21 protein-coding genes are annotated in these 22915 nt (G+C 69.6%); 7 read left to right on the top strand and 14 right to left on the bottom strand.

Annotated elements, in window-relative coordinates; translation table 11 throughout:
- Nucleotides 1-11: 11 nt before the first annotated feature.
- Both G3A44_RS15510 and G3A44_RS15505 read right to left on the bottom strand, forming a co-directional pair.
- Complete coding sequence (locus tag G3A44_RS15510) at nt 12-521, bottom strand: hypothetical protein (RefSeq protein ID WP_163458608.1); 510 nt, start codon at nt 519-521, stop codon at nt 12-14.
- A gap of 78 nt (nt 522-599) precedes the next feature.
- Entirely contained in the window at nt 600-1499 is a 900-nt protein-coding gene (locus G3A44_RS15505; protein WP_163458606.1) for a hypothetical protein, read from the bottom strand.
- Nucleotides 1500-1813: 314 nt separating this feature from the next.
- On the opposite strand from G3A44_RS15505, the gene lysS reads away from it, so the two are divergent.
- Entirely contained in the window at nt 1814-3334 is a 1521-nt protein-coding gene (gene lysS, locus G3A44_RS15500) for a lysine--tRNA ligase (RefSeq protein WP_163458604.1), read from the top strand.
- 20 nt (nt 3335-3354) lie between these two features.
- On the top strand, nt 3355-3930 hold the full coding sequence (locus G3A44_RS15495) for a pyridoxamine 5'-phosphate oxidase family protein (protein ID WP_163458602.1): 576 nt from the start codon (nt 3355-3357) through the stop codon (nt 3928-3930).
- Nucleotides 3931-3940: 10 nt separating this feature from the next.
- Here the strand turns inward: G3A44_RS15495 and greB are convergent, their stop codons facing one another.
- The 10 genes from greB to G3A44_RS15445 form a co-directional block, all read right to left on the bottom strand.
- Nucleotides 3941-4510: a transcription elongation factor GreB gene (greB, locus tag G3A44_RS15490; protein WP_163458600.1), complete on the bottom strand. Its 570-nt coding sequence runs from the start codon at nt 4508-4510 to the stop codon at nt 3941-3943.
- 43 nt (nt 4511-4553) lie between these two features.
- Nucleotides 4554-5102, bottom strand: coding sequence for a MarR family winged helix-turn-helix transcriptional regulator (locus tag G3A44_RS15485; protein WP_163458598.1), 549 nt, complete (start codon nt 5100-5102; stop codon nt 4554-4556).
- An 11-nt stretch (nt 5103-5113) separates the two neighbouring features.
- Nucleotides 5114-6874, bottom strand: a complete 1761-nt coding sequence (locus G3A44_RS15480) for an acyl-CoA dehydrogenase family protein (protein WP_163458596.1) — start codon at nt 6872-6874, stop codon at nt 5114-5116.
- A 46-nt stretch (nt 6875-6920) separates the two neighbouring features.
- Nucleotides 6921-7649 carry an ABC transporter ATP-binding protein gene (locus tag G3A44_RS15475; protein WP_163458594.1) on the bottom strand — a complete coding sequence of 243 codons (729 nt, stop codon included), beginning with the start codon at nt 7647-7649 and terminating at the stop codon, nt 6921-6923.
- Between the two features lie 25 nt (nt 7650-7674).
- Nucleotides 7675-9471 carry a branched-chain amino acid ABC transporter ATP-binding protein/permease gene (locus G3A44_RS15470; RefSeq protein ID WP_163458636.1) on the bottom strand — a complete coding sequence of 599 codons (1797 nt, stop codon included), beginning with the start codon at nt 9469-9471 and terminating at the stop codon, nt 7675-7677.
- A gap of 43 nt (nt 9472-9514) precedes the next feature.
- A complete protein-coding gene (locus G3A44_RS15465) occupies nt 9515-10552 on the bottom strand; it encodes a branched-chain amino acid ABC transporter permease (protein ID WP_163458593.1) in 1038 nt (345 codons plus the stop codon).
- Nucleotides 10553-10713: 161 nt separating this feature from the next.
- Entirely contained in the window at nt 10714-11862 is a 1149-nt protein-coding gene (locus tag G3A44_RS15460; RefSeq protein ID WP_163458591.1) for an ABC transporter substrate-binding protein, read from the bottom strand.
- Nucleotides 11863-11959: 97 nt separating this feature from the next.
- On the bottom strand, nt 11960-12724 hold the full coding sequence (locus tag G3A44_RS15455) for an SDR family NAD(P)-dependent oxidoreductase (protein WP_163458589.1): 765 nt from the start codon (nt 12722-12724) through the stop codon (nt 11960-11962).
- Between the two features lie 53 nt (nt 12725-12777).
- Nucleotides 12778-14643: a feruloyl-CoA synthase gene (locus tag G3A44_RS15450; protein WP_163458587.1), complete on the bottom strand. Its 1866-nt coding sequence runs from the start codon at nt 14641-14643 to the stop codon at nt 12778-12780.
- Nucleotides 14644-14651: 8 nt separating this feature from the next.
- Complete coding sequence (locus G3A44_RS15445; protein ID WP_163458585.1) at nt 14652-15461, bottom strand: crotonase/enoyl-CoA hydratase family protein; 810 nt, start codon at nt 15459-15461, stop codon at nt 14652-14654.
- 217 nt (nt 15462-15678) lie between these two features.
- On the opposite strand from G3A44_RS15445, the gene G3A44_RS15440 reads away from it, so the two are divergent.
- From G3A44_RS15440 to G3A44_RS15425, 4 genes are all read left to right on the top strand, one after another.
- A complete protein-coding gene (locus G3A44_RS15440; RefSeq protein ID WP_163458571.1) occupies nt 15679-16887 on the top strand; it encodes a thiolase family protein in 1209 nt (402 codons plus the stop codon).
- A 40-nt stretch (nt 16888-16927) separates the two neighbouring features.
- Nucleotides 16928-18490, top strand: coding sequence for an acyl CoA:acetate/3-ketoacid CoA transferase (locus tag G3A44_RS15435; RefSeq protein ID WP_163458569.1), 1563 nt, complete (start codon nt 16928-16930; stop codon nt 18488-18490).
- 85 nt (nt 18491-18575) lie between these two features.
- The gene (locus G3A44_RS15430) at nt 18576-19814 is read left to right on the top strand and encodes a thiolase family protein (protein WP_163458567.1); all 1239 of its coding nucleotides are present in this window, start codon (nt 18576-18578) and stop codon (nt 19812-19814) included.
- Between the two features lie 169 nt (nt 19815-19983).
- The gene (locus G3A44_RS15425) at nt 19984-20688 is read left to right on the top strand and encodes a PEPxxWA-CTERM sorting domain-containing protein (protein WP_203561435.1); all 705 of its coding nucleotides are present in this window, start codon (nt 19984-19986) and stop codon (nt 20686-20688) included.
- A gap of 20 nt (nt 20689-20708) precedes the next feature.
- Here the strand turns inward: G3A44_RS15425 and G3A44_RS15420 are convergent, their stop codons facing one another.
- Nucleotides 20709-21026: a TfoX/Sxy family protein gene (locus G3A44_RS15420; protein WP_163458563.1), complete on the bottom strand. Its 318-nt coding sequence runs from the start codon at nt 21024-21026 to the stop codon at nt 20709-20711.
- Nucleotides 21001-21981 carry a helix-turn-helix transcriptional regulator gene (locus tag G3A44_RS15415; RefSeq protein ID WP_163458561.1) on the bottom strand — a complete coding sequence of 327 codons (981 nt, stop codon included), beginning with the start codon at nt 21979-21981 and terminating at the stop codon, nt 21001-21003. The genes G3A44_RS15420 and G3A44_RS15415 overlap by 26 nt, the downstream gene beginning before the upstream one ends.
- 193 nt (nt 21982-22174) lie before the next feature.
- Between G3A44_RS15415 and G3A44_RS15410 the strand changes: the two genes are divergently transcribed.
- The gene (locus G3A44_RS15410) at nt 22175-22909 is read left to right on the top strand and encodes a hypothetical protein (protein ID WP_163458559.1); all 735 of its coding nucleotides are present in this window, start codon (nt 22175-22177) and stop codon (nt 22907-22909) included.
- The last annotated feature ends 6 nt before the right edge of the window (nt 22910-22915 follow it).

Raw genomic sequence — 22915 nt, 5'->3', positions numbered from 1 at the left:
ACAGTGAGGCCTCAGCGCGTGACTTCGGACATGTGCAAGCGTACGGAGCGCTCCGTCTCGGTGGGTGAGTAAACCACGACGAGCAGGTTGCGCTCGAGGCTCTGGCCCAGCCCGTTGTTGACGAACATGACCTTGGCCTCCTCGCCGTTCCTGAACGGGCCCATGATCTTGGCGTACTGGCGCGAACCCAGGCCAATGCCGTCCGTGCGGACCCAAACCTCCCACCGCAAGTTGGGGGCTTCACTCGAGCTGACCTTCACCCTCCGGTAGGCATCCGAACCCGAGCTGCGGCCGCCAGCGTCGTACTGCAAGCCGGCAAAGCCCTTTTTGCTGAGTGTGGTGGTGGCCTCGATGGCCCCGCCAGTCAATCCGGCTGCAAAGCTGGGCCGAACCTCCACGGGCTTGGCGCCGGACAGCATGTCAACGTCGTGGAAACCGGCCAGCTCATGGGGGAACTGGGTGGCGCAGCCGGTCAGGGCGGTGGCAGCCAGCAGCGCCGCCAGGGTGAGGAGGGATTTCATCGATTCCTTTCTAGGTGAGAACAGACAGCGTCAAGGATCAGGGGCGGGCGAACCCGCGAGGGGAAAGACGAAACAAGCTCAGGGCTGGCCGCTGAGCTGGTGGAAACGCTCTCGGGCTCGCTGCAAACGCTGCTGCGCAGCGTCCAACCGGGGCCAGAGGTCCTGGGTGATGTGGTCCGACGCGTCGTAGATCTGGCGCTCCACCTGCTCCAGATTGCCGCTGCGGGTGGCGTTGATCTCCAGCGCCAGTTGTTGTGCGCGCTCCTGCTCTTGGCTGGCGCGCTCGGCCAGGTCGCGGGCGGCCTGGTTGGCAAAGGGCAGCAGCATCCGGGCACGTTGCCTCTCGTCATGGGCAGGGGTGTAGCGGGACTCCACCACGCGGCCCCGGCTGTCCACATAGTCGATGCGCTCCACCCTGCCGCTGTTCGCCACGGCCTGGTGGCCCGCGGCCTCGCTCTGGAAGCGGTCGGCACCGGCGCCGTAGCGCTGCTGCTCGCGCTGGGCTTGGGCGCGGCGGTTGTAGAGGTCAGCGCGGCGCTCCACATAGGCCACAAAGCCGGTGCGCTCGCGAATGGTGTCCAGGGCCCGCAAGCGCAGCGTGATCTGGCTGGCCGACTCGTCCACCGCGGCCGCGCTGGTGAACATTTCCCCCAGCGCAGCCTGCAACGCCTCGGCCTGCGGCTGCAAAGCCGGGCGCTGCCGCGCCAGGGCCTGGCTGAAGGCCTGAGGCGACTGCGACAGCGCGTCCGACCACAAGCCGTTGGAGAACAGGCCACGCACCTGCGCCACCGCTTGCCGGGCCTGTACCAGCGCCTGCTGCAACTCCCACGGGGTGCGCAACACCACGTCGGGCCGGGTGGGCGGCGGCGGTTTGGCCAGCAGCGGGTCCACGCCGTGGCAGGCGCACAGGCCGCTGGCGGCCAGCAAGACCAGCCACCGCGCCGCGTGGCGGCGGGCGGAGTCAACCGGGTCGGCCAAGCACCGGTGAACAGCGGGTTCAAGGGGAGTCATGGGCAGAAGCAACCGTGGGCAATGGCGCAGGACCTGCAGGGCACCCCATTCGGCGCGCGCAGCAGGACTTGTCTGCTCACGCAGGCTGCAACCGGCAGATGGCTCACCGGCGCCTGCATATTTCAGCGGTGCCCGCAGTTGGCGCCTGGTGAATGCGCAAGGGCGCCCCTTCCTGCCGCTTTCATCACCGCCTCCGGGATGCCCCTTTTAGAATGGCGGGTTCGCCGCTGGCGACACCCTGACCCACTTTTGCTGCGCCGCCCCTAGGCGGCGCCACCACCATGAGCCACGACCACACCCCCCCGACCGCGCCCGACGACAACCAGCTCATCGCTGAGCGTCGCGAAAAACTGGCCGCCCTGCGCGCCAAGGCGGCCGGCACGGGTGAGGCGGTGTTCCCCAACGACTTCAAACCTGGCCACCGCGCCGCCGATTTGCACCGCGGCCACGATGACCAAGACGCTGCCACCTTGGAAGGCCAGGCCATCGCAGTGAGCGTGGCCGGCCGCATGATGCTCAAGCGCGTCATGGGCAAGGCCTGCTTCGCCACGCTGCAAGACGCCAGCGGCCGCATCCAGCTCTACATCACGCAAGACGCGGTCGGCGCCGAGGTGCTGGCCGCCTTCAAGCACTGGGACCTGGGCGACATCCTGGGCTGCGAAGGCACGCTGTTCAAGACCAAGACGGGTGAGCTGTCGGTCAAGGCCACCTCGGTGCGCCTGCTGACCAAGAGCCTGCGCCCGCTGCCGGACAAGTTCCACGGCATGACCGACCAGGAGCAGAAGTACCGCCAGCGCTATGTGGACCTGATGACCGATGACGCGGCCCGCCAGCGGTTTACCGCGCGCAGCAAGGCCGTCAGCGCCATCCGCAACTTCATGGTGGACCAGGGCTTCCTGGAAGTGGAAACGCCCATGCTCCACCCCATCCCTGGCGGCGCCAACGCCCGGCCCTTCATCACCCACCACAACGCGCTGGACCAGGAGATGTTCCTGCGCATCGCGCCCGAGCTGTACTTGAAGCGCCTGGTGGTGGGCGGCTTCGAGCGCGTGTTCGAGATCAACCGCAACTTCCGCAACGAAGGCATCTCGGTTCGGCACAACCCCGAATTCACGATGATGGAGTTTTACGCGGCCTACTGGAACCATCACGACCTGATGGACTTCACCGAGGCCCTGCTGCGTGACGCCGCCACCCGCGCCACCGGCTCCGCGCGCCTGAGCTACGCCGGCAAGCCGGTGCACCTGGACGAGCCCTTCGCCCGCCTGTCCGTGCGCGACTCCCTGGTGGTGCACGCCGGCCTGACGCCGGAAGAGGCCGACTCGGCCGAGGCCGTGCATGCCAAGCTCAAGGCCCTGGGTGAGGAGCCGCCCAAGCACTGGAAGCTGGCGCAACTGCAGTTCGGCCTGTTCGAAGCGGCCGTGGAAGAAAAGCTCTGGCAGCCGACCTTCATCATCGACTACCCGGTCGAGGTGAGCCCGCTGGCCCGCGCCAGCGACAGCAACCCCGCCATCACCGAGCGCTTTGAGCTGTTCATCACCGGCCGCGAGTTCGGCAACGGCTTCTCCGAGCTGAACGACGCCGAGGACCAGGCCGCCCGCTTCCACGCCCAGGTGGCCAACAAGGAAGCCGGCGACGACGAGGCGATGTTCTACGACGCTGACTTCATCCGCGCCCTGGAATACGGCATGCCCCCGACCGGCGGCTGCGGCATCGGCATCGACCGCCTGATGATGTTGCTGACCGACTCGCCCAGCATCCGCGACGTGATCCTCTTCCCGGCCCTGCGCCGCGAGGGCTGATCCGCGACGCGGCCATGGCCATGAGCGCCCCTTCCACCACCCCCGGGGTGGAGCTGCCCGCCCTGGAGCAGCTGGAGGCCGCCGTGTGGCAGGCGCTGGTGCAGGCCAGCAAGACCCGCGGCCACGGCTGGCGCACCGCCACCCTGGCCACGGTAACGCCTGAGGGCCTGCCCGACGCGCGCACCGTGGTGCTGCGCGAGGTGCGGCCCGCCGACCACACCCTGCTGTTCTACACCGACGCCCGCTCGCCCAAGGTGGCGCAGATGCGGGCCCAGGCCCGCGGCTTGGTGGTGTGCTGGTGCCCGGCACTGGGCTGGCAGCTGCGCCTGCAGGTGGCGCTGGCGGTGGCCGACCAGGGGCTGGACGTGAGTTCGCGCTGGGCGCGGCTCAAGCTGACCCCGGCCGCGCAGGACTACCTCTCCCCCCTGCCACCGGGCAGCCGCCTGGGTGCACCGCAGGTGCAGGCCGCCAGCCGCGGCCATTTCGCGGTGGTCACCGCCCGGGTCCTGGCGGCCGACTGGCTGGGCCTGGCGCCCAGCGGCCACCGCCGGGCCCGTTTCGAGCCGGGCACGCCCGCCCAGTGGGTGCAGGCCTGAGGGTCCGGCCTCAGCCACCCGCCGGTGCGGGATAACGGACCTCCAGCACCTCCAGGGTTTCCACCCCGCCTGGCGTCTGCAGCCGCACCTCGTCGCCCTCCCGGGCCTTGAGCAGGGCACGTGCGATGGGAGAAATCCAGCTCACCTCGCCGGCCAGGTGGTCCACCTCGTCAATGCCCTTGATGGTGATGGTGCGCTCCTCGCCCCGGCTGTTGGCATAGGTGACGGTGGCGCCAAAGAAGATCTGGTCGTGCCCATGGTGGGCCGAGGGGTCGGCCACCTCGGCGCGGTCCAGGCGCTTGGTGAGAAAGCGGATGCGGCGGTCGATCTCGCGCAGGCGCTTCTTGCCGTAGAGGTAGTCACCGTTCTCGCTGCGGTCGCCGTTGGAGGCGGCCCAGTGCACGATCTCGACGATCTTGGGGCGTTCAACGTCGATCAGCGCCAACAGCTCGGCCCGCAGCGCGGCGTAGCCGGCCGGGGTCATGTAGTTCTTGGTGCCGGCGGGCAGGGGCGGCAGGCCGCCGCCGTCCTCGTCGTCGTCCTCGTCGCCGCTGGGTTCCTTGGTGAAGGCCTTGCTCATGGGCGCGATTGTGCCCAGTTCGCCCGGGCAGGGGCCGGGCCGCTCAGGCCTCGTCAGGTCCGGGCAGGGGCCGGCGGGCGGTGCGGTGGCCGCTGCGGGCCACCCGGTGCAGCAGCTCGATGAGCAGGGCCCGCTCGGCTGGGCTGAGCACCCTCAGGGGCTCCTGCTCCATCAGGCCGCTGATGTGGCGGGCCCGGGCGGTCAGGACCTCGCCCTCGGGGGTCAGGCGGATGAGCTGGGCCCGGCGGTCACGCTCGGAGCGCTCGCGCCGCACCCAGCCGCGCTCGACCATGCGGTCCAGCGTCACCGCCAGGTTCGGGGCGGAGACGTCCAGCGCCTGGCCCAGCTGCTTCTGGTTGACCTCGCGGTTGGTGTCCACCAGCACCAGGATGGAGAACTCCACCGCCTTCAAGCCCAGGGCTTCCATGTGGCGGTGGAAGTGCTTCTTGAGCGCCACCGAGGCCAGCGAGGCCGCATAGCCCACCAGGTGCATCAGCCCGGCGTGGTCCAGCGCCCCCTCCTGCCGGGGCTCGGTGCCCGGGGCGGGCTCCTGCAGATCGGCCAGCAGGCGGGAGCTGAGGTGGGCGGGCATGTCGCGCGGCTTCACAGGGCGGGCAGGAAGGGCAGCGGTGCGCGCGCGGCGGCTACTGCGGCCAGCCGGTGCTGCAGCTCCGGTCCCAGCCAGTCGAAGTGCAGCTGGGCCAGCTGCCGCTTGCCGGCGTAGAAGGCGCTGTCGCCGGTGCCGGCGGCCAGGGCCTGGGCGGCCACGGCATCCATGCGCGCCCAGGCAGCCCCCAGCAGGGCCTCACCCAGCGCGAACAGCAGGTCATCGGCGGCGCGGAAAGGCAGTTCGGCATCGGCCTTCTGCGCGGCCAGCAGGCGCGCCACGGCTTCGCCCACGGCCTGCAGCCCGGCGCGCGCAACGCCAGCATGGGCCGAGCCCTCACACTGCGCGGCCGCCCAGTCCAGCAGGCCCTGCAGGCGTTGGCCGCCGTCGGGCAGGATCTTGCGCAGCAGCAGGTCGATGGCCTGGATCTCGTTGGTGCCTTCGTAGATCAGGGCGATGCGGCTGTCGCGCACGATCTGCTCGATGCCGTACTCGTGGATGTAGCCGTGCCCGCCCCACAGGCCCAGCGCGCGGTCGGCGCTGAAGTGGCCCAGGTCGGTCAGCATGGCCTTGATGACCGGGGTGAGCAGCGTGGCGCGGTGGCCGGCAGCAGCGCGCACGGCCTCGTCGGGGTGGGCGGCCTCCTCGTCCAGCGCCTGCGCGGCCCAGTAGGACAGCACGCGTGCGCTCTCGGTGCGGGCCTTCAGGGTCCACAGCTGGCGGCGCACGGCCGGGTGGTAGACGATGAAGTCGGCCCCACCCGCGCCGGCGGGTGCGCCTTCGGGCTTGGCCGGGGCGCGGGACTGCACCCGCTCGGCCGTGTAGCGCAGCGCGTTCTGGGTGGTGGCCTCCAGATGGCCCAGGCCCTGCAGGCCCACGTGCAGGCGGGCGGCGTTCATCATCAGGAACATGGCCTGCAGGCCTTTGCCCGGCTCGCCCAGCAGCCAGCCGGTGGCGCCTTCAAAGCTCATCACGCAGGTGGCGCTGCCCTTGATGCCCATTTTCTTTTCCACGCCGTCACAGCGGGCGGCGTTGCGCGAGCCGTCCGGCAGGAACTTGGGCGCCAGGAACAGCGACAGGCCCTTGGTGCCCGCCGGCGCCTCGGGCAAACGCGCCAGCACCAGGTGCACGATGTTGGGCGTGAGGTCGGAATCGCCACCGGAGATGAAGATCTTGGTGCCGGTCAGGCGGTAGCTGCCGTCCTCGGCCGGCACGGCGCGGGTGCGCAGCAGGCCCAGGTCGGAGCCGGCATGGGCCTCGGTCAGGCACATGGTGGAGAGCCACTCGCCGCTGGTGACCTTGGGCAGGTAGGTCTCGCGCAGCCAGCCGCTGGCGTGCTGGTGCAGCACCTCGTAGGCACCATGCAGCAGACCGGGGTACATGGTCCAGCCATGGTTGGCCGCGGCCAGCATTTCAAACAGGGCCGAATTGAGCACCTGGGGCAGGCCCTGGCCGCCGCATTCGGGGTCACAGGCCAGGGCAGGCCAGCCGCCGTCCACAAAGGCTTGGTAGGCGGCGCGGTAGCCCTCGGGGGTGGTGACGGCACCGTCCTGCCACTGGCAGCCCTGCAGGTCGCCCGGGCCGTTGGTGGGGGCCAGGATCTCGCTGGCAAAGCGGCCGGCCTCCTCCAGCACCTGGGCGGCCATGTCGGCGTCCAGCTCGGCATGGGCGGGCATGGCGGCCCAGCGGGCCGGTGCGCCCAGCACCTCGTCGATCACAAAGCGCATGTCGCGCAGGGGGGGGTCATAACGCCACATGGCTGTTGCTCGGTTCGGAGGTGAAGGGCCCGGCAGAGGCCCGGGTTCAGTGCTTCTTGGCGCCCAGGTAGGTGTCGATCACGCGGGAGTCGCCCGCCAGGTCCTTGGCCGGACCCTCCAGCGCGATGGCGCCGGTCTCCAGCACGTAGCCGTAGTCGGCCACCTCCAGCGCGGCGCGGGCGTTCTGCTCGATCAGCAGGATGCTCACGCCGGTGGCGCGCAGCGCCTCGATGGTGCGGAAGACTTCCTTGACGATCAGCGGCGCCAGCCCCAGGCTGGGCTCGTCGAGCATCAGCACTTTGGGCCGGCTCATCAGGGCGCGGCCCACGGCCAGCATCTGGCGCTCGCCGCCCGAGAGCGTGCCGGCCAGCTGGGCGCGGCGCTCCTTCAGGCGCGGGAAGGTGGTGAACACCTCCTCCAGCGTGCCCTTCCAGCCGGCCACGCCCTGGCGCATGGGCTTGAAGCCGCCCAGCACCAGGTTGTCTTCCACCGTCATGGAGGAGAACAGCTCGCGCTTCTCGGGCACCAGCGCCAGGCCGGCCATGACCCGCTCTTCCAGCGTGGTGTCGCTGATGTCCTGGCCGTCGAAGGTGATGGTGCCGCGCGAGCGCAGCACGCCCATCAGCGCGTTCAGCGTGGTGGACTTGCCGGCCCCGTTGGGCCCGATGACGGTGACCACCGAGCCCTTGGGCAGGGACAGGTTCAGGCCGGTCAGCACCTCGGCCTTGCCGTAGCCGGCGTGCAGGCCAGAAACCGAGAGGATGTGGTTGCTCATGTTGAAACGACTTTCCCGGTGCGGGTCAATGTTCGGTGCCCAGGTAGGCGGCGCGCACCTCGGGGCTGGCCTGCACCTCGGCGGGGGTGCCCGACATCAGCTTGGTGCCGAACTCCATCACCGTGATGTGGTCCACCAGGCCCATGACGAAGTCCATGTCGTGCTCCACCAGCAGGATGGTCAGGCCCTCGGCCTTGAGCTGGCGCAGCACGTCGGCCAGGGCCTGCTTCTCCTTCAGGCGCAGGCCGGCGGCGGGCTCGTCGAGCAGCAGCAGGGCCGGGTCGGTGCACAGGGCGCGGGCGATCTCCATCAGGCGCTGCGGCCCCAGGGCCAGGTTGCCGGCCAGCTCGTTCATCTGCAGGGCCATGCCGATGCGGGCAAGCTGACGTTCGGCCTCGGCGAACAGGCGCTTCTCCTCCTCGCGGTCCAGCCGCAGCATGGCGCGGGTGACGCCGGCGCTGGAGCGCAGGTAGCCGCCCAGGGCCACGTTTTCCAACACGGTCATCTCCGGAATCATCTTGACGTGCTGGAAGGTGCGGCTCATGCCACGCCGGGCGATCTCGCGGCTGGACAGGCCGGCCACGTTCTGCCCGCGGAAGACCACCTGCCCGCTGGTCAGGCCGAGCACGCCGGTGATGAGGTTGAAGGTGGTGCTCTTGCCCGCGCCGTTGGGACCCAGCAGGCCCATGATGTCGCCCGCCCGCAGGGTGAAGCTCACGTCATTGACCGCCACCAGGCCGCCAAACTGCTTGCGCACCTTCTGCACGTCGAGCACCAGCTCGCCACGCTGGGGCTTGTCGCGCGCCGGCAGGGGCTGGGCGTCATGCCAATCCTTCTGGCGGCGGAAGGCCGGCACCCAGCGGCCCAGGAAGGTCCACAGCCCCTCGGGGGCGTACTTGAGCACCAGGATCAGCACCAGGCCGAAGACGATGGTCTCGAAGTTGCCGCTGGTGCCGATCAGCTTGGGCAGCAGGACCTGCAGCTGATCTTCCACCAGCTTGACCACGGCCGCGCCGGTGAAACCGCCCCAGACGTGGCTGACACCGCCCAGCACGGCCATGAACAGGTACTCGATGCCCTTGCCCAGGCTGAAGGGCGAGGGGTTGACCGTGCGTTGGAAGTGCGCAAACAGCCAGCCCGAGATCGCCGCCAGCACCGCCGCCATCACGAAGACGGTCATCTTGTAGCGGAAGGTGGAGATGCCCATGGCCTCGGCCATGGTGGTGCCGCTCTTGAGCGCACGGATGGCGCGGCCGGCCCGGGAGTCGAGCACACGCAGCACGCCCACGGCGGCGGCCAGGGCGATGCTCCAGATCAGCCAGTACATGCCCCGGCCATCGGCCAGGCTCAGGCCGAAGAAGCTCAGCGCCGGCACGCCCAGGATGCCGTCGTACTTGCCCAGGAACTCCATGTTGGCCATGGTGTAGTTCAGGCTCAGGCCCCAGGCCAGCGTGGCCAGCGGCAGGTAGTGGCCGCTCATGCGCAGGGTCAGCGCCCCGAGCACCAGGGCCACGACCACGCACAGGGCCAGGCCGATGAACAGCGCCAGCCAGGGCGAGACCGCCAGCTGGGTGCTGAGGTAGGCGCTGGTGTAGGCGCCCACGCCCACAAAAGCGGCCTGCCCAAAGGAGGTCAGGCCGGCCACACCGGTGAGCAGCACCAGGCCCAGGGCCACCAGGCTGTAGAGACCGATGTAGTTGAGCTGGGTGATCCAGAACTCGGGCACCGGCAGCAGGGGCACGGCCAGCAGCAGCAGGGCAAAGGCCGGCAGCAGCCACTTGGCGCTGAGGAATTGCACGGCGCGCCGCGGCCCGAAGGCCATGGTCACCACCGAAGGCGTCGTCTTGTCGTCGCGCAGCATGATGTCAGTGTTCCTCTTGGTGCGGATCGCGCAGGCTGCGCCACAGCAGGACAGGCAGGATGGAAGAGAACACGATCACTTCCTTGAAGGCGCTGGCCCAGAAGGAGCCGAAACTCTCCAGCAGGCCCACCAGGGTGGCGCCCACCAGGGCCAGCGGGTAGCTGTGCAGACCGGCAAACACCGCGCCCACGAAGCCCTTCAGGCCGATGAGGAAGCCGGAGTCGTAGAAGATCGTGGTGGTCGGGCCGATCAGCAGGCCCGAAAGCGCGCCGATGAAGGCCGCCAGGGTGAAGGACAGCCGGCCGGCGGTGGTGCTGGAGATGCCCATGAGGCGGGCGCCCAGACGGTTGACCGCGGTGGCGCGCAGGGCCTTGCCCCAGAGCGAACGCTCGAAGAACAGCCACAGCATCACGATCAGGGCATTGGAAACCAGGAAGACGATCACCATCTGGCCGCTGAGCGTGACCGGGCCCAGGGCAAAGCGCTCATCCCAGAAGCTGGGGTTGCGGAAGCCCTCGGCGCCGAAGAAGTACAGGCCCAGGCCGGTCAGGGCAAAGTGCACGCCCACCGAGACGATCAGCAGCACCAGCACGCTGGCATCGGCCAGGGACTCGTAGCACAGCCGGTAGATCAGGCCGCCGAAGGGGGTGACCAGGGCCAGGGTCAGCAGGGCCTGGACCATCAACGGGAACTGCTGGGGCGCCGCCCACCACACCACGGCCGAGATGGCCACCGGATAGGCCAGGATGCCGGCGGCGGCCGACAGCGCCCGCGCCATGCCGCGCCCGTGGCGCAGCACCGCGATGAATTCCGAACCGGCCGACAGGACCGCCAGGATCAGGAGGAACCACACCGTGCCCGGCACCTGCCCGGCCTGCAGCATGGCCAGGGTCAGCGCGCCAAAGGCGACGAACTCCCCCTGGGGAATGAAGATCACCCGCGTGATGGTGAACAGCAGCACCGTGGCCAAGGCCAGCAGCGCGTACACCGCGCCGTTGGTCACGCCATCGAGCGCCAGGATGCTCGCGATCGAAAAGTCCATGACAAGTCCCGCAACTGGCCCCGCGCGAGGGCGTGGGGCCTTGGGTGGCGTTCGCGCCAGAAAGACGGCACCGGCCCAGCTGACCCCTCGTCACCCCAGCCGGTGCCGCAAAAAACTCGGTGGGCCGCCGCACCGGCGCAGGCCGGCGCGGCGGGGGTGGATCACTCCACCTTCCAGTCGCCGTTGACGACCTTGAGGATCACCCCGGTCTCGGTGGTGAAGCCCCAGTGGTTGTCCTTGGTGTAGTTGACGACGCCGTGGGCCAGCACGGTGCGGCCCATGTTCTCGGTGGCCTCGCGCAGCGCGGCGCGGAACTCCTTGGTGCCCGGCTTGCCCTTCTTCAGGGCCACGGGAATCACCTTCTCCAGCACGACGATGGCGTCGTAGGCGTGGCCGGCAAACTGGTTGCGGTTGCCCTTGCCATAGGCGGCCTCGTACTGGTCAACGAACTTCTGGGCCACAGCCTTGGAGGGGTGGTCGGCGGCCAGCTGCTCGGCGATCACGGCCGGGCCGGACACCACATAGGCGCCTTCCACCGACTTGCCGCCCACGCGCATCAGGTCACGGGTGGCCGCGGCGTGGGTCTGGTAGATCTTGCCCTTGAAGCCGCGCTCCACCAGGGCCATGTGCGGCATGGCCGCCCCCGAGCCCGAGGCCACCACCAGCATGGCGTCGGGGTTGGCGGCGGTGAGCTTGAGCGCCTGGGCGGTGACGGAGGTGTCGGAGCGGGCGAAGCGCTCGGTGGCCACCACCTTGGGGCCGCCCAGCAGCTTGGTCTGGTCCTGGAAGTCACGCAGCCAGCTCTCGCCGTAGGCATCGGTGTAGCCCAGGAAGCCCACCGTCTTGATGCCCAGCTTCTTCATGTGTTCGATGATGGCGTGGGCCATCACCGCGTTGCCCTGGGGCAGGCGGAAGGACCACAGGTCCTTGCCGGCCTGCAGCACGCCGGGCGAGAACATGTAGTGCGGGGTCTGGGATTCAAAGGCCACATCGGCCATCGGGATCACCACCGGCGTGGCGGCCGAGCCCATGATGATGTCGGCCTTGTCCTCGGTGACAAAGCGCTTGGCGTTGTTCACGCCCTTGGTGGGGTCGGTGGCGTCATCGAGCACGATGACGTTGAGCTTCTCGCCGGCGATGGTCTTGGGCCAGAGCTTGATCTGGTTGCCCATGGGGATGCCCAGGCCGGAGGCCGGACCGGTCAGCGGCAGGCTCACGCCGATGGTGATGTCGGCCAGGGCGGCGCCGGAGGCCATGGCCAGCACGGCGGCGGCCAGGACCTGGAGCGGACGGTGCGAAGGACGGGTCATGTGTGTCTCCTGAGGGGTCAGCGGGTGGGGGAGCTGCGGCGCTGTTGGAGGTCTGGACGGGCTGGGCGCGCTTGGCAGCGGGGGTGGGAAAGTCGGTTCAGCGCGGCGCCATGCGCAGCGAGCCATCCAGGCGGATGACCTCGCCGTTGAGGTGCACATTGCTGACGATGTGGCAGGCCAGGGAGGCGAACTCTTCCGGCTTGCCCAGGCGCTTGGGAAAGGGGATGCTGGAGGCGAGCGAGGCTTGCACCTCCTCGGGCAGCTCCTTCATCAGCGGCGTGGCAAACAGGCCCGGGGCGATGGTGCACACGCGGATGCCGAACTGCGCCAGGTCGCGCGCCATCGGCAGGGTCATGCCCACCACGCCGCCCTTGCTGGCGGAATAGGCCTGCTGACCCACCTGGCCATCAAAGGCCGCCACGCTGGCGGTGTTGACCACCACGCCGCGCTCGTTGTCTGCCAAACCTTCCAGCTTGGCCATGCGCGAGACGGCCAGGCGGGTGACGTTGTAGGTGCCGATCAGGTTGATGCGCACCACGCGCTCGAAGTCCTCCAGCGGGGCGGGCGAGCCGTCGCGCTGGATGACGCGCTTGGCGGTGCCGATGCCGGCGATGTTCATCAGGATGCGGGCCGGGCCGTGGGCGGCCTCGGCGGCGTCCAGGGCGGCGGTGACGCTGGCGGCGTCGGCGATGTCGCAGCGAACGCCCAGGCCGCCGATGTCGGCGGCCACGCGCTCGGCGCCGGCGCCGTTGATGTCCAGCACCGTGACCTTGGCGCCGGCGGCGGCCAGGGCGCGGGCGACGGCCTCGCCCAGACCGGAACCACCACCGGTGACCAGCGCGGCTTGTCCTTGGATCTGCATGGTTGTCGTGTCCTTGAAAGTCGGTTCGGGGGTGGGATGGAGCGCCGGGGCGCTCAGCCCTTGGCGGGCAGGATCAGCCAGGGATCGGCCGCCGTGCCCTGGTAGATGGCCTCCACCAGGCTGGCGCGGTGGCTCAGCACGGCGCGCTGGTTGATGGAGCTCTTGTCGGTGATCTCGCCCTTGTCGATGGAGGGCGGCTCCACCAGCACGTGCATGCGGGCCACGCGGTTGGCGCTGCCGGTGCCTTCACGCCACAGCCGGTCGGCCAGGGCCTGGAAGAAGGCGCGCACCGCCGGGTGGTGCAGCACCTCGGTGGGGGCGGCGTCGGCCGGCAGGCCCGCCAGGCGGGCGCAGTCGGCCAGGCGCGGGAACACCAGCGCGGCCAGCTCATCGCGGTTCAGGCCGGCGATCACGGCGTCCTGCACGCAGGGGTCGCCCAGGGCGATGATCTTGGCGCGCAGCGGGCCCACGCTGACAAAGGTGCCGGTGGAGAGCTTGAAGTCCTCGGCGATGCGGCCGTCGAACATCAGGCCCAGCTCAAGACGCGACTCGTCCACGAAGGTGACCGCATCGCCGGTGCGGTAGAAGCCTTCTTCGTCGAAGGCGGCGGCGGTCTGCGCGGCGTCACGCCAATAGCCGGGCATGACGTTGGGGCCGCGGAAGCGGATCTCGGTCTTGCCGCTGTCCTCGGCGTTGGGCACCAGCTTGACCTCCACCCCCGGGCAAGGCAGGCCGATGGTGCCCGAGCGGGCATGTGTGCCCACCAGGAACAGGCAGGACGGCGCGGTCTCGGTCATCCCCAGGCCGGTCATGATGCGCACGCGCTCGCCGGTGGCGGCCACGCCGTGGGCGTCGAGCTTGTCCCACACCGCCTGGCTCAGGCCGGCGGCGGCAAACATGAAGGCGTTGCAGCGCTTGAACAGCGCGTCGCGCAGCGCCACGTCGCGGTCCATGGCGTTGGCGATCTCCTCCAGGCCCTTGGGCACGTTGAAGTACACCGTGGGCGAGAGCTCGGTCAGGTTGCGGATCGTCTCGGCGATGCCCTTGGGCGTAGGCTTGCCATCGTCGATGTAGAGCGTGCCGCCGTTGTAGAGCGCGATGCCGAAGTTGTGGTTGCCGCCGAAGGTGTGGCTCCAGGGCAGCCAGTCCACCAGCACCGGCGGCTCGTCACGCAGGAAGGCCATGCACTGGTGCAGCATCTGCTGGTTGGCGCAGAGCATGCGGTGCGTGGTGATCACGCCCTTGGGCTGCTTGGTGGAGCCGCTGGTGAACAGGAACTTGGCGATGGTGTCCGGGCCGGTGGCGGCGCGGGCGGCGTCCACCGCCGGGGTGGCGGGGGTGGCCAGCAGGTCGTCAAAGCGGCGGGTGGCGCGACCTTCCACGGCACCAGCGCCCATCACCACCTGCACATCGGCGGCCACCGCCGCGGCAATGGCCTTGGCAAAACGCGCATCGGCGGCATACACCATGCCCGGGGTGGTGGTGCCCAGGATGTGGCGCAGCTTGCCGTAATCGGTGGACAGCAGCGAATAGGCGGCCGACACGCTGATGGTGGGCACGCCCACCCACTGCGCGGCCATCATCAGGCTGGCGTGTTCCAGGTCGTTGTCCGACAGGATGGCCAGGGGACGCTCGGCCGACAGGCCGGCCTCCAGCAGGGCCTGGCCGATGGACCGGGCCCGCTCGCGCATCTGCGCATAGCTGATGCGGATCCAGTCACCGCCGCCAGCGGCGCGGCGTGCCACAAAGGTGCGGTCCGCGGCGCTCTGGGCCCACTGGTCCAGCAGGTCCGACAGGCGCTCCGGGTGCCAACCCAGGGCTTCGGTGGAACGCAGCAAGACGGTGCCGTCGGCACGGTCTTCGCGGGCGGCTTCCAGGCAGCCCCCCACGCGGGCGGGACGGAACGGTGCTCCAGCCATGGCGGTGCTCACTGCTTGACGACCTTGCCGGCCTTGCCCGCCAGGAAGGCGGCCAGGCGCTCTTGCGCCTCGGGCGTGTTGGAGGCCACGGCCGCCATCAACGACTCGGTGAACAGGCCTTCCGAGGGGGCCTGCTCCACGATGCGCGGCAGCGCGTGCATCACCGCAAAGGCGGTCATGGGGGCGTTGTGGGCAATCTTCTCGGCCAGGGCAAAGGCCTTGTCCAGACCCGCGCCGTCTTTGACGCGGTACGACACGGCGCCGGCCCGCTCGCCCTCGTCGGCATCAAACACACGGCCGGTGAGCATCATGTCCATCATGCGGGCGGTGCCGATCAGGCGCGGCACGCGCACCGAGCCGCCGCCGCCCACGAAGATGCCGCGCTGACCTTCAGGCAGGCCGAAGTAGGCTGAATCCTCGGCTACACGGATGTGGCAGCTGGCCGCCAGTTCCAGGCCACCGCCCACCACCGCGCCATGCAGCACAGCGATGACCGGCACCTTGCCGAACTGGATGTCGTCAAAGCACTTGTGCCAGCCGCGTGAGTGCAGCACCGCAGCGGCCACATCACGTTGCACCAGCTCCGACAGGTCCAGACCGGCGCAGAAATGATCGCCCTCACCGCTGACCACCACCGCGCGCACATCGGCCGGCAGGTTCAGGAAGGCGGTGTGGATCTGCGCGATCAACGTGTCGTTGATGGCGTTGCGCTTGGCCGGGCGGTTCAGGCGCAGGTGGAGCACCTTGCCGGCCTGGGTGATCTGCAGCAGGTCCAGGGTGGCGAGCACACCGGTGGCGGGTTGGAAGTCGAGGCTCATGATGGGCGGCAATTAGTTATCAAGCTGAACCAACTGGGATGGCCGCGATCATGCCTTCATGCGCCAGATCCGCGCAAGACCTTCCTCAATCGCCTAGGGTTTGTCCCAAATGCGACCGAGATGCGGGAGCAAGACCCTAGGGTTTCCACCAAGTCCGTATTGCCGATTTAGTTAAACATATGAACAATAAGCCCCCACACGAAGGAGACCTCGCACCATGGTTCAGAGCTACATCCCCTACGGCCTCTACTGGTCCACGCCCTTTGCCAAGTGGCAGGGCTCGCTGGCCAACCTGAACGCGGTGCGGCTGGCCGCCCACGTGGGCAAGGGGGTGCTGGCCGCCAAGGGCATGCCGATGGACCAGATCGATCTGGGCCTCCTGGGCATGACCAACCCGCAGAAGGGCAGCTTCTACGGTCTGCCCTGGCTGACGGGCATGATAGGCATCGACCGCGTGGCCGGCCCCACGGTGCAGCAGGCCTGCGCCACCAGCGTGCGCGCCATGCAGATGGCCAGCCAGGAGCTGCTGGGCGGCACCGCGCAATGCGCCCTGCTGGTGATGTGCGACCGCATGTCCAACGGCCCCATCGTCCACTACCCCGACGCCACCGCCCCCGGCGGCAACGGCATCACCGAGCGCTGGACGCTGGACAACTTTGCCGGCGACCCCTATGCCGGCAAGGCCATGCTGGAGACCGGCGAGAACGTGGCCGCCAAGTACGGCATCACGATGGAGGAGCAGCATGCCCTCAAGCTGCACCGTTTCCACCAGTACCAGGCCGCCCTGGAGAACGACCGGGCCTTCCAGCGCCGCTACATGGTGGACGCGCCGATCTTTGACTCCGGCTTCCGCAAGCAGACCGGCGCTTTAAGCGCCGACGAAGGCGTGTTCCCCACCACCGCCGAGGGCCTGGCCCGCCTGAAGCCGGTGCGCGAAGGCGGCACCATCACCTTCGGTGCCCAGACCCACCCGGCCGACGGCAATGCCGGCGCCATCCTCACCACCCGCGAGCGCGCGGCCGAGTTGTCCACAGACCGGGGCATCGAGGTGCAGGTGCTGGGCTTTGGCCAGTCGCGGGTGGAGAAGTCCCACATGCCCATGGCCCCGGCGCCGGCCGCGCTCAAGGCCCTGCAGCACGCGGGCCTGAGCATGGCCGAGGTGGACGCGGTCAAGACCCACAACCCGTTTGCCGTCAACGACATCGCCTTCGCCCGCGACACCGGCTTTGCCTGGGAAAAGATGAACCACTACGGCAGCTCCATCGTCTGGGGCCACCCGCAGGGCCCCACCGGCCTGCGCGGCGTGATCGAGCTGATCGAGGAGCTGGTGCTGCGCGGCGGTGGCGTGGGCGTGTTCACCGGCTGCGCCGCCGGGGACACCGGCCTGGCCACCGTGATCCGCGTGACCGACCGCCGCAGCGCCTGATCCGACCTCTCTTTTTCACCCTCTTTCCGGAACCACCACCATGCAAGTCATCACCGCCGACCAGGTGGGTGCCCTCATTCCCGACGACGCCACCATCTTCCTGGGCGGCCTGGCCGTGACCAGCCTGCCCGAGGAAATCCTGCAGGGCATCGAGCGCCACTTCCTGTCCACCGGCCACCCGCGCATGGTCAGCACCTGGGCCTGCGGCGCCATCGGCAACTCCGGCGAGGCGGGCATGAAGCACTTCGCCCACCCGGGGCTGATCAAGCGGGTGGTGGCCGGCCATTTCGGCCAGACCGGCAAGGAGATGATGAAGATGGTCTTCGACGGCGAGGTCGAGGCCTACAACTTCCCGCAGGGCTCGCTCTCGCACCTGACCCGGCAGATCGCCAACAAGTCGCCGGGCCTGCTGACCCAGGTGGGCCTGGGCACCTTCGTGGACCCGCTGCAGGAAGGCGGGCGCATGAACAGCCGCTCCAACGAGCCGCTGGTCAAGCGGGTGGAGTTCGAGGGCCAGCAGTGGCTCTACTACCCCAGCCCGAAGATCGACGTGGCCATCATCCGCGCCACCCTGGCCGACGAGCGCGGCAACCTCACCCTGGACAAGGAAGGCGTGCTGCTGGAGCAGCTGGCCATCGCCCAGGCCGCCAAGCGCTGGGGCGGCAAGGTGATCGTGCAGGTCGAGCGCATCGTCAAGGCGGGCAGCCTGCACCCCAAGCGTGTGAAGGTGCCGGGCTTCCTGGTGGACTATGTGGTGGTGGCCCAGCCCGAGAACCACATGATGACCATCGCCACCCAGTTCAACCCGGCGCTGTGCGGCGACATCCAGGTGCCCACCGGCAGCCTGGAGCCCATGCCCCTGGACGAGCGCAAGGTCATCGCCCGGCGTGCGGCCATGGAGGTCAAGCCCGGCTCGCTCACCAACCTGGGCATCGGCATCCCGGCGGGCATCCCCAGCGTGGCGGCCGAGGAAGGCGTGGCCCACGCGCTCACCCTGTCCATCGAGTCCGGCGTCAACGGCGGCATTCCGGCCCAGCTGGGCGACTTTGGCCTGGCCTACAACGCCGAGTCCATCATCGAGCAGAGCTCGCAGTTCGACTTCTACGACGGCGGCGGCCTGAGCGCCAGCTTCCTGGGCCTGGCCCAGTCCGACAGCCAGGGCAACGTGAACGTGAGCAAGTTCAACGGCCGCCCGGTGGGCTGCGGTGGCTTCATCAACATCACCCGCTCCACCCCCAACCTGGTGTTCTGCGGCACCTTCACCGCCGGCGGCCTGAAGGTGGCCATCGGTGACGGCAAGCTGACCATCGTGCAGGAAGGCCGCGCCAAGAAGTTCATCCCGCAGGTCGAGCAGATCACCTTCAACGGCCATGACGCCGCCGTGCGCGGCCAGAACGTGCTGTTTGTGACCGAGCGCGCCGTGCTCAAACTGTGCGAAGAGGGGTTGGAGTTGATTGAAATCGCCCCCGGCATCGACCTGCAGCGCGACGTGCTGGACCAGATGGACTTCCAACCCATTGTGCGCGACGTCAAGCTGATGGACCCGGGCATCTTCCGTGACACCTGGGGCGGACTGCCCGCCGCCCTGGCCGCGCACGGCTGACCGCCCCCGCCCTCACCCGGCCAAGGCCTGCTCCGCCACCGCTGCGGGCAGGCCTTTTCCACACCCGACATCAGGACACCTTGCCATGCGCTTCTCCGCCCGCTACGACAACCTCTGGATCGTCGACGGCTGCCGCACCCCCTTCGTGGACTACTGCGGCGCGCTCGGCCCCGTCTCCCCCACCGACATGGGCATCTACGCCGCCCGCGCCGTGCTGGCGCGCAGCGGCGTGAACCCGGCCGACATCGGCTCGGTGGTCGCCGGCTCCATGGCGCAGGCCGACTTTGACGCCTATGTGCTGCCGCGCCACATCGGCCTGTACGCTGGCGTGCCCATCGAGGTGCCCGCCCTGCAAGCCGCGCGCATCTGCGGCACCGGTTTCGAGCTGTTCCGCCAGGCGGCCGACCAGATCAGCCTGGGCTACTGCGACAGCGCCCTGCTGGTGGCCGCCGAGTCGATGACCCGCAACCCGGTGTGCGCCTACACCCACCGCACCGGCTTCAAGCTGGGCGCGCCGGTGGAGTTCAAGGACTTCCTGTGGGAAGCGCTGGACGACCCCGCCGCCCAGGTCAACATGATCCAAACGGCCGAGAACCTGGCCAAGAAGTACGACATCCGCCGCGAGGTGGTGGACGCTTTCGCCGCCCGCTCCTTCGAGCGCGCCCTGGCCGCCCAGCAGGCCGGCCGCCTGGCCGAGGAAATCGAGCCCCTGCGCAACGCCGTCTTCGAGCTGCCCGGCTACCAGCCGCGCCGCCTGAAACTGGCCGGCAAGACCACCGAGGTGACGGCCGACACCCATCCACGCCCCAGTCCGCTGGAGGCCCTGGCCCAGCTGCGCACCGTGTACCCGGGCGGCGTGCAGACCGCCGGCAACTCCTCCTGCCTGGTGGACGGTGCCGCCGCCGCCCTCCTGGCGCACGGCCGCTTCGTCAGCGCCCGGGGCCTGAAGCCGCTGGCGCGCCTGGCTGGCGCCGCCGTGGCCGGCGTGCCGCCGGAAATCATGGGCATCGGCCCGGCGCCGGCCATCCGCGCCCTGCTGCAGCGCTGCGAACTGACCCTCGACGACGTGGACCTCATCGAGATCAATGAGGCCCAGGGGGCGCAAATCGTGGCCTGCGTGCGCGAGCTGGGCCTGGACGAGGACAAGCTCAACGTCAACGGCGGCGCCATCGCCCTGGGCCACCCCCTGGCCGCCACCGGCTTGCGGCTGACGATCACCGTGGCCCGTGAACTGCGCCGCCGCGGCCGCCGCTGGGGCGTGGCCTCGGCCTGCATCGGCGGCGGTCAGGGAATGGCACTGCTGGTGGAAAACGCACAGGTGTAAGCACCTGAAGGGTTTGGAGACCCCGATAAACCAACAGTCACAAAACAGGCCCATTCCTCCCCAACTCCAGGGCCCGGTGCCCTGCCATGCCTCCCCTAACCTCTGCGCCCCGAGGTCGCCTCCCGCTGCGACACCGATCCAGCCCATTGGTAAACGGAGAGACATGAACATGCGAAAGACTGGTCTTTGGACTTCACTTGCCGCCGGCACCCTGCTGACCGCCGCCAGCGCCGCCCAAGCGGTGGTGGTGCTGGACTTTGAGAACATCGCGCCCTACCCCAACAACAACTCGGTGTTCGTGCAGGACTACTACAACGGTGGCACCAGCAGCCTCGGCACCTCGGGGACCGACTACGGGGTCAGCTTCGGCAGCAACGCCCTGCTCGTCTGCCTGAACAGCACCTCGGTGTTCTGCTCCAACGCCTCGCACGGCGGCACGGACCCGGGGTCCGAACAAAGCGGCCTGTTCTTTCTGAGCGGGACAGAGACCTACATGAATGTGGCCGCCGGCTTTGACACCGGCTTTTCGTTCAACTACGTCTCCTTGAGCTACTCAGGCTCGGTGCAGGTGTACGACGGGCTGGATGGCACCGGCAACCTGCTGGCCACCATCAACCTGTCGCCCAACGCCGGCAGCTGCCCAGGCTACGGCGCACAGTTCTGCCCCTTCGGCCCGGCGGGGGTGAGTTTTGCCGGCGTCGCCCGCTCGGTCGCCTTTGGCGGCGTGGCCAACCAGATCGCGTTTGACGACATCACCTTTGGCAGCGCCACCCCGGGCCTGCCCGTGCCCGAGCCCGAAACCTACGCCATGATGCTGGCCGGCCTGGGCTTTGTGGGCGCCGCCGCACGCCGACGCCAACGGCGCGCTGCCTGATCGCCCGGCACGGCCAACCCCTAGGACGCCCCAGGCCTTCCAGACAGCGCGTGCAGGGCGTCCTCCAGCGCCAGCAGCAGGCTGGTCCTGTGCTCACGGGCCACCACCTGCCAGTGCAACCCCGACAGCGCGCCCTCCAGCGCCCAGAGCAGGTTCAGCGAGGCTGGCCGCCCGGCTTGCCTGACCTGCACATAGGCCGCCACCGCCCCCAGTGCCTGGAGCTGCTCCCAGGTGGAAATGCCCGCCTCGGCCAGCCACAGGGCCGACTTCGGCCCCAGCCCCGCCCTCTGGGCCAGCGACGGGCCTGCCGCCTCAGCCACCGTACTGCGACGCGGCATCGCGCAGCCTCTGCCCCACCAGCTTGGCCAGTGACGCCGGCGCCATCACCTTGACGTCAGGCCCATGCCGCAGGATGTCCATGGTCAGCTCGGTGGCATCCGCATACGGCAGACGCATTTCCAATCGACCATCGGCCAGGGTGCGCAGGCGCTGCTCGGGGTGCCATTCTTCATGGCTCACCCATTGCGCCGCCTCCCGGCTGAAGATAAGCGTGGCCTGGCCACGCGGCTTGCCACCAAAGATGCCGTAGCTGCCGTCCAGCTCGGCCTCCACCGTGGACATGGCGACGTTCTTGGCCTTCTGCGGCAGGGTCTCGGCATGGCGCACGGCATCCAGCGCGAAGCGGCGCAGGCCTTCACTGGCGTGGCACCAGGCGTCCAGGTACCAGGTGCTGCGGTAGTGCACCAGCCGCTGGGGCGACACGACCCGGTCACTCTCTTCCTGGCGCCCGCGGGAGAAGTAGGCCAGCGCCAGGCGCTGGCGCCGGTGCAGCGCGCTGCCCACCACTTCGAACCACCGGGCGGGTACGCTGCGGCGAGCCGGCTGGACGATCCGCACCCGGCGCATCAGCTCGCGGGCCTCGGCCGCGGTGGTGCCCATCATCGCGGGCAGCTTGTCCAGCAGCGGCTGCAGGTGGCGGCCCAGCACCTCGGCGCTGTCCAGCCCCTGGATGAGCTGGTACATGCTCAGCAGGGCGTGCAGCTCCGGCTCGCTGAACCACACGCCCGGCAATTGGTGCGAGGCGTCGCCATGCTGGCCGTCATCGCTCAGTCGGTAGAGGTTGTCGGCGCGGTGGTAGACGATGGGCGCGTCCATGCGCTCGCGCAGGTACTGCAGGTCGCGCTTGAGGGTGGCCCGCGAGACCTCCAACTCCTCAAGCAGGGTCTCGAAGTTGACACCACCGCGGTTGCGGATCAGCAGCTCGATGCGGTAGAAGCGTTCGGTCCGGTCCATCGCCACCCCCCAGCCAGTGTGCGCGGGGGCGGACGCCTGCCTGGCGACCGCGGCCTGGGCCCGCACGTCTGCGCTGCAGCATAGCGCGAAGGCGACCGCCCCCCAAGGGCCTGGGGGCATGTCTGCAGGGCAGGGGTCACGCCATGAGCCTGTGGGCTGACAGACTGGTCCGGCACGCCCTGAGGAGTACGCCATGTCGCCTGCCCTGTCCCCGATCCGGCCCGCCGGTGCCCGCCTGCCATCGCCCTGCCCCACCCCAGACGCCCGCGATGCCGACGACCCGGTGGGCTACCAGCTGGGCTGGGACCACGCCCTGCTGGGCCTGACGCCGCCGGCCGAGCACCTGCGCCCCGGCCACCCGGTGGGCACCGGCTGGCAGGACGGGCGCGCCGCACTGGGGCCGCGACGGCCGCCGGTACCCGCCCGCACCCGGCTGGGCCTGGGCATTCGCCTGCAGGCCTGGGGTCAAGGCGCGGCCGCCCGGGGCCCGGCGCCGGTTGACACGGCAGACCCAGACAACGCCCCCGCACCGCCAGCGGCCCCGCCCGTCGTGGCGTTGGACCCGCTGCAGGCACTGCTGGGCCAGGCACTGCTGGGCCAGGCACTGCTGGGCCAGGCCCAGCCGCCGGCCGGCGGGAGCCAGCCCTGGCGGCAGTGGGTGGAGTCCCTGCCCAGCCAGGCCCAGCGGCGCGACGCCCAGGTGTGGGTGCAGTCGCTGTGGGCCCGCTGGCTGGGGTTGCGGCAGCAGCACGGCCTGCCTCGCAGCCCGGCCGACCAGCAGGAGCGCCTGGGGCTGGCCTGGTCCAGCCCGGTGGTGCAACGTCGCTGGCAGCGGCTGGCGGGACATTGGGATGCGGCCACCACCCAGCACCTGCTGGCACGGGCCCGGGCCCTGGGCTTGGGGAGCGGGGGGCCGCCCGGGACCTGAGCGGCT

It is taken from the genome of Ideonella livida (assembly GCF_010499455.1).
GTDB classification, from domain to species: domain Bacteria; phylum Pseudomonadota; class Gammaproteobacteria; order Burkholderiales; family Burkholderiaceae_C; genus Ideonella; species Ideonella livida.
This window is presented reverse-complemented; position numbering and strand designations above follow the sequence as displayed.